This window comes from Anaerotignum sp., assembly GCF_045122575.1.
Classification (GTDB): Bacteria; Bacillota; Clostridia; order Lachnospirales; family Anaerotignaceae; genus Anaerotignum_A.
Genome location: NZ_JBGVHV010000025.1, coordinates 1 through 7319 on the forward strand (window position 1 = coordinate 1; position 7319 = coordinate 7319).

Annotated in this window: 3 protein-coding genes and 1 pseudogene; 2 read left to right on the forward strand and 2 right to left on the reverse strand. The window is 46.7% G+C overall.

Going from position 1 to position 7319, the window contains the following annotated elements; genetic code table 11:
* Together ACJMLT_RS01025 and ACJMLT_RS01030 are read right to left on the reverse strand one after the other, a co-directional pair.
* Window positions 1–925: pseudogene (locus ACJMLT_RS01025) on the reverse strand (DNA-directed RNA polymerase subunit beta'); the annotation flags it as partial.
* Window positions 926–942: 17 nt separating this feature from the next.
* A complete protein-coding gene (locus ACJMLT_RS01030; protein WP_405725261.1) occupies window positions 943–4797 on the reverse strand; it encodes a DNA-directed RNA polymerase subunit beta in 3855 nt (1284 codons plus the stop codon).
* Window positions 4798–5644: 847 nt separating this feature from the next.
* Here ACJMLT_RS01030 and ACJMLT_RS01035 point away from each other — a divergent pair.
* Together ACJMLT_RS01035 and ACJMLT_RS01040 are read left to right on the forward strand one after the other, a co-directional pair.
* Window positions 5645–6274 carry an epoxyqueuosine reductase QueH gene (locus tag ACJMLT_RS01035; RefSeq protein WP_405725264.1) on the forward strand — a complete coding sequence of 210 codons (630 nt, stop codon included), beginning with the start codon at window positions 5645–5647 and terminating at the stop codon, window positions 6272–6274.
* Window positions 6271–7131, forward strand: coding sequence for a DMT family transporter (locus ACJMLT_RS01040; protein WP_405725267.1), 861 nt, complete (start codon window positions 6271–6273; stop codon window positions 7129–7131). Before ACJMLT_RS01035 ends, ACJMLT_RS01040 begins: the two co-directional genes overlap by 4 nt.
* Window positions 7132–7319 lie beyond the last annotated feature (188 nt).

Here is a 7319-nt window from a genome sequence, read left to right on the forward strand (position 1 = left end):
GTCTGCCGCGGCGGCCGTTGTCGATCAGTGCGTCAACTGCTTCCTGCAGCATTCTTTTTTCGTTTCTTACGATGATGTCGGGAGCGCCCAGATCCAGCAGTCTTTTCAGACGGTTGTTTCTGTTGATCACTCTTCTGTACAGATCGTTCAGGTCACTTGTTGCAAATCTGCCGCCATCCAGCTGAACCATAGGACGGATTTCAGGGGGAATCACGGGGATTGCATCCAGGATCATCCATTCGGGTTTGTTGCCGGACAGACGGAAGCTTTCGATTACTTCCAGTTTTTTGATGATACGAACACGTTTCTGGCCTGTTGTATCCTGCAGCTGTGCTTTCAGTTCAACAGATTCTTTTTCCAGATCGATATCCATCAGCAGCTGTTTGATCGCTTCTGCGCCCATTGCTGCAACGAATCTTGTGCCGTATTTATCATATGCTTCTCTGTATTCTCTTTCTGTCAGCAGCTGTTTGTACTGCAACTCTGTATCGCCTGCATCCAGTACGATATAGGAAGCGAAGTACAGAACCTTTTCCAGTGCTCTGGGGCTCATGGAAAGGATCAGACCCATTCTGGAAGGGATACCCTTGAAGTACCAGATATGGGAAACGGGAGCAGCCAGTTCAATGTGGCCCATTCTCTCACGTCTTACTTTTGCTTTTGTTACTTCAACGCCGCAGCGGTCGCAGACAACGCCTTTGTAACGGATTCTTTTATATTTACCACAATGACATTCCCAGTCTTTTGTGGGCCCGAAAATTCTTTCGCAGAACAGACCGTCCTTTTCAGGTTTCAGTGTTCTATAGTTGATGGTTTCAGGTTTTTTTACTTCACCTCTGGACCATTCACGGATTTTTTCGGGAGATGCCAAACCGATCTTGATGGAATCAAATACGATCCCCTGTTCAGTAGTCTGTGTGCTCATGGGTTTGTTCTCCTTTCTTATACTTCATCCTCATAGTCAAAGCCGTCGTCTTCGCCAGCGTAGTCGTCAGAGAGCAGGTCGCTGTTGTCAGCTTCCACGCCTACTTCGTCGTCGAACAGGAAGTCAACCAGTTCTTCTTCCGCTGTCATAGGACGGGAACGACGGAATTCTTCGTCTTCATAACCGTCGATGTTTACGTTCAGATCGTCCACATCTTCGATGCATTCCTTGATTTCAACTTCTGTCTGGTCTTCACGCAGTACGCGGATATCCAGAGCCAGAGACTGCAGTTCTTTCAGCAGAACCTTGAAGGATTCGGGAACGCCGGGTTCGGGGATGTTTTCACCCTTAACGATCGCTTCGTATGTTTTCACACGACCAACGATATCGTCAGATTTTACTGTCAGGATTTCCTGCAGTGTGTATGCAGCGCCGTATGCTTCCAGCGCCCAAACTTCCATTTCACCGAAACGCTGACCGCCGAACTGTGCTTTACCGCCCAGAGGCTGCTGTGTAACCAGGGAGTAAGGACCTGTGGAACGAGCGTGGATCTTTTCGTCTACCAGGTGGTGCAGTTTCAGGTAGTGCATGAAGCCGATGGTTACACGGTTATCGAAAGGTTCACCGGAACGACCGTCTCTCAGCTGAACTTTACCGTCTCTGCCCAGAGCAACGCCTTTCCATTCTTCTCTGTGATCTCTGTTTGCATACAGTTCATCCAGGATATCGCCATTCAGCAGGGGTTCCCATTTTGCAGAGAATTCTTCCCAGCTTGTGTTTACATAGTCATTTGCCATTTCCAGTGTATCCATGATGTCGATTTCGTTCGCACCATCGAATACGGGTGTGCTGATCTTCCAGCCCAGTGCTTTAGCAGCCAGGGACAGGTGTGTTTCCAGGACCTGACCGATATTCATACGGGAAGGAATACCCAGAGGGTTCAGCACGATGTCCAGAGGACGGCCGTTAGGCAGGAAAGGCATATCTTCCACGGGCAGTACACGGGAAACTACACCCTTGTTACCGTGACGACCAGCCATTTTATCACCAACGGAGATCTTACGTTTCTGTGCGATGTAAACGCGAACCAGCTGGTTTACGCCGGGGCCTACATCATCGCCGTTTTCTCTTGTGAATACTTTTACGTCTACAACGATACCTGTTTCACCGTGAGGTACACGCAGGGAAGTATCTCTTACTTCTCTTGCTTTTTCGCCGAAGATCGCTCTCAGCAGTCTTTCTTCTGCTGTCAGTTCTGTTTCACCCTTAGGTGTAACTTTACCAACCAGAATATCGTTGGGGCGAACTTCCGCACCAATACGGATGATACCTCTTTCGTCCAGATCTTTCAGCGCATCTTCACCGACGTTGGGGATGTCTCTTGTGATTTCTTCAGGACCCAGTTTTGTATCTCTTGCATCTGCTTCGAATTCATTGATATGAACGGAAGTATAAACGTCTTCCTGAACCAGTTTTTCGCTCAGCAGAACGGCGTCTTCATAGTTATAACCTTCCCATGTCATAAAGCCAATCAGAGGGTTTTTACCCAGAGCCAGTTCACCTTTACATGTGGAAGCACCGTCAGCAATGATCTGACCAGCTTCTACTCTCTGACCCAGATCAACGATAGGTTTCTGGTTCAGGCATGTGCTCTGGTTAGATCTCTGATATTTGATCAGTTTATATACATCTCTCTGAGAGTTGTCGTTTCTCACAACGATTTCATCAGCGGAAACTCTTTCTACAATACCGCCCACTTTAGCGATGGCGCAGATACCGGAGTCTTTCGCTGTTTTGTATTCCATACCTGTACCAACAACGGGAGAGTCTGTTACCAAGAGAGGTACCGCCTGACGCTGCATGTTGGAACCCATCAGGGCACGGTTCGCGTCATCGTTTTCCAGGAAGGGAATCAGTGCTGTCGCAACGGAAACCATCTGTTTAGGGGAAACGTCCATCAGGTGGATCTGATGTCTGTCTACTTCGATGATTTCTTCTCTGTAACGGCCTGTTACTTTCTTATGAACGAAGTAACCGTTTTCATCCAGAGGTTCGTTCGCCTGTGCAACGTTGTAGTTTTCTTCTTCATCTGCTGTTACATAGATGAATTCATCTGTTACACGAGGTTCGTCGCCAGAGTGATCTACTTTTCTATAGGGAGCTTCAATGAAGCCGTATTCGTTGATTCTTGCGAATGTGGACAGTGTATTGATCAGACCGATGTTAGGACCTTCTGGTGTTTCGATAGGACACATTCTGCCGTAGTGAGAATGGTGAACGTCTCGAACTTCGAAGCCGGCTCTTTCTCTGGACAGACCGCCGGGGCCCAGTGCAGACAGTCTTCTCTTATGTGTCAGTTCGGACAGAGGGTTGTTCTGGTCCATGAACTGAGACAGCTGAGAGGAACCAAAGAATTCTTTGATCGCTGCTGTTACGGGACGAACGTTGATCAGTGCCTGAGGTGTTACAACCGCCAGATCCTGTGTTGTCATTCTTTCTCTGACTACTCTTTCCATTCTGGACAGACCGATACGGAACTGGTTCTGCAGCAGTTCGCCAACGGAACGGATACGTCTGTTACCCAGATGGTCGATATCGTCTACGTTGCCGTAGCCGTAGTCCAGATGCATCACATAGTTGATGGAAGCGAAGATATCTTCCAGTGTGATGTGTTTGGGCAGCAGTTCATGGATGTTTTCCTTGATGGCTGCTTTCAGTTCTTCTGCTGTTGCGTTTTCTTCCAGCAGTTTTACCAGCATAGGATAATAAACGCGTTCGTTGATATCCAGCTCTTCTGCTGTCAGACCAAATTCTTCAATATAAGAATCGATCTTAACCGCCTGGTTTGTCAGAACTTTTACTTTTCTGTCTTCTACTGTGATATAGATGTAACCAACACCTGTATCCTGGATCTGATCACACAGTTCCATTGTCAGGATCGCGCCTTCTTCAGCCACTACTTCGCCTGTCATGGGGTCTACTACGTTTTCAGCCAGAACCGCATCTTTCACACGGCTTCTCAGTGCCAGTTTCTTGTTGAATTTATAACGGCCTACTTTTGCCAGGTCGTATCTCTTAGGATCGAAGAACATACCGTTCAGCAGGGAAGCGGAGCTTTCTACTGTAGGGGGTTCACCGGGACGCAGCTTCTTATAAATTTCGATCAGACCTTCTTCATAAGTTTTTGCTGTGTCTTTTTCCAGAGTTGCCAGGATCTTGGGTTCTTCACCGAACAGTTCGATGATTTCCGCATCGGAACCAACGCCCATTGCTCTGATCAGAACAGATACGGGAACTTTTCTTGTTCTGTCAACTCTTACATAAAATACATCGTTGGAATCTGTTTCATATTCCAGCCACGCACCTCTGTTGGGGATGACTGTGGAAGAAAGCAGTTTCTTACCAACTTTGTCAAAATCAGATGCATAGTAGATGCCGGGGGAACGAACCAGCTGAGAAACGATAACACGTTCTGCACCATTGATGATGAATGTGCCTGTTTCTGTCATCAGAGGGAAATCACCCATAAAGATTTCCTGTTCTTTCAGTTCGTCCAGTTCTCTGTTATAAAGTCTTGCTTTTACTTTCAGGGATGCGGCATAAGTCGCGTCTCTTTCCTTGCATTCTTCCACAGAGTATTTGGGTTCGGAATCCAAAGAAAAGTCGATAAATTCCAGGATCAGGTTGCCGCTGAAATCTGTAATGGGAGAAATATCTTCAAATACTTCTTTCAGACCTTTGTCCAGGAACCACTGGTAGCTGTTCTTCTGCACTTCAATCAGGTTGGGCATTTCCAGAACTTCATTGATCTTGGAATAGCTCATTCTGGTTGTGTCGCCAAGCTGGAGTGCACGAATTCTGTTTTTTTCCATCTTGTCACCTCTCGTAATCTAAACTGCACCGACAAAATCGCCGCCGTTAAGCGGATAAAAGAATCTACGATCATGTAAACTCTTTTTATTTCATTCTTTCCATTGTAAAAACGATTGCTTCGCAATCCTCATTTGCTCCCGTGCAGGCACGGCGCCTCTGTGGCTGCATAGCTCGTTTTTACACAAAAATTTAGAATTCTACAAACAAATCTAGACCTTTGCATACACCTCCTTTGATCAGAGGTCATTACAAAAGCCTGCTCATTCATAAAATTCTATTCTCTAACGCCTCGAACTTCGCATCAAAACGCGCAGTTCTTATTCAACTCGAACAAAAAACACATCATTTTCGGCCACTCACAGGGCATTTTGCCCGCAAAATGTACCAATTTTACAAATCTCAGTTGAAATTTGCTCCCCCCTGTGCTATACTCAATCGCAGTATGGGATGATGTGCATGCTCGCTTAATGTGGAAACATTCTACCATAGCAGATATGCGCTGTCAAGCCCTTTTTTGTTTGTTTTGCCCGAGTTTTCGGGCTTTTTTTCTGCCCTTCTTTTCTCCTGTTCTGCGGATCTCTCTTGCCCATCCCCTGCCGCCTTCCGTCCCCTCTTTTCGTCTTTCTGTCATGTTTTACAGTTGATTTTCTGCCAAATTTTCAATTCAAACAAAAAGACCTGTATATTCCATAAAAACTTTGTGAGATATTTTTTATTTTCCCTTCCGCAAAAATACAAACTTTGTGAATTATTTTTGCACTTTTTTTCATACAATCTAACATTCCTTTACTTCTCCCCTTTTTCCTGCTAAACTGAGGGATAGATTTTCAGAAAGAAGGCGACTGTATGAAACAAAATTATCAGGTCGTGCTGGAAAAGACCATCAAGGAATTGCAAAAAGAAGGGAAACGCCCCTCTCTGCTGCTGCATAGCTGCTGCGGCCCCTGCTCTTCCTATGTCATGGAATATCTGGCACAGCATTTTGATATCACCATTTTCTATTATAACCCCAACATCGCCCCCGAAAGCGAATTCCGATTCCGCGCCGAAGAGCAGGAACGTCTGATCAACGAAATGGGGCTGGGCGTAAAATATCAGTTAGGTAAATACGATCCCGAACGTTTCTTCGCTCTGGCAAAAGGCCACGAAACCGAACCGGAAGGCGGCGAACGCTGCTTCAAGTGCTATCGTCTCCGTCTGGAGGAAGCAGCAAAGGCAGCAAAGGAAGGGGGCTTCGATTATTTCACCACCACCCTTTCCATCAGCCCTCATAAAAACGCGCAGGTGCTGAATGAACTGGGCAGGGAAATTTCCGATGCCTACGGTGTCCCCTATTTATTTTCCGATTTCAAGAAGAAAAATGGTTATCGCCGTTCCTGCGAACTGTCTGTTGAATATAATCTGTACCGTCAGGATTACTGCGGCTGCCCCTTCTCCAAAGCAGAGGCAGAAGCAAGAAAGGCGGCGACAGTATGACACAAAAAAACAAAGGGGTCTGCTGTATCCTGCTTTCCTCCTTTTCCTTTGCATTGATGAATATGTTTGTCCGCATGTCAGGCGACTTGCCCTCCATCCAGAAAAGTTTCTTCCGAAACTTTGTGGCAATGCTTTTTGCCTTATTTATTCTGATGAAGGAACGCCCCGAAATCAAACTGGACAGAGACTCCAAAAAGTTCCTGTTCCTCCGTTCCCTCTGCGGCACCATCGGCATCCTCTGCAATTTCTATGCTGTTGACCATCTGGTGCTGGCGGATGCATCCATGCTGAATAAGATGTCTCCTTTCTTTGCCATCCTCTTCGGCATCCTGATTTTGAAAGAAAAAATCAATCTCTTTCAAGGGGCTTGCGTCATAACTGCCTTCATCGGCACTCTCTTCGTCATCAAACCCACGCCATCCAATCTGACATGTCTGCCCGCTCTGATCGGGCTGATGGGCGGACTGATGGCAGGTATGGCTTATACCTATGTGCGCGCCATGGGTGTCCGCGGTGTAAAAGGACCTTTCATCGTTTTCTTTTTCTCCGCTTTTTCCTGCTTATGCACCCTGCCCTACCTGCTCTTCCACTTCCATCCCATGACACTGGAACAGCTGGGCACCCTCTTGCTGGCAGGTCTTGCTGCCGCCGGCGGACAGTTTACCATCACCGCAGCCTATACCTTCGCCCCCGCAAGAGAAATTTCCGTTTACGATTACAGCCAGATCATCTTCTCGGCGATCCTGGGCTATTTCGTTTTCGGGCAAGTCTCCGATGCTTTCAGCTGGCTGGGCTATATCATCATCACGTCCACTGCTGTAGCCATGTTTATCCGCAACAACAGACAATCTGCATAAGGAGAATCTTATGTTATTTGAAAGAACCTTTCACACATTAAAAATTCTCGGCAACGAAAGATTGCAGCTTCCCATTTTTTACGAAAGCCCTGTTTCCCTTCGCTTCGAAACAGGCGATCCATCGCTGGAAATCTTTCTGACCGAGAAAAAACTGAATCCCAAATATCTCCGCAGTGCATTATGGCGCA

Excerpts from the sequence above, each read along its gene's own strand:
- ACJMLT_RS01030 (WP_405725261.1), bottom strand. The coding sequence starts at position 4,797 with ATGGAAAAAAACAGAATTCGTGCACTCCAGCTTGGCGACACAACCAGA.
- ACJMLT_RS01035 (WP_405725264.1), top strand. The coding sequence starts at position 5,645 with ATGAAACAAAATTATCAGGTCGTGCTGGAAAAGACCATCAAGGAATTG.
- ACJMLT_RS01040 (WP_405725267.1), top strand. The coding sequence starts at position 6,271 with ATGACACAAAAAAACAAAGGGGTCTGCTGTATCCTGCTTTCCTCCTTT.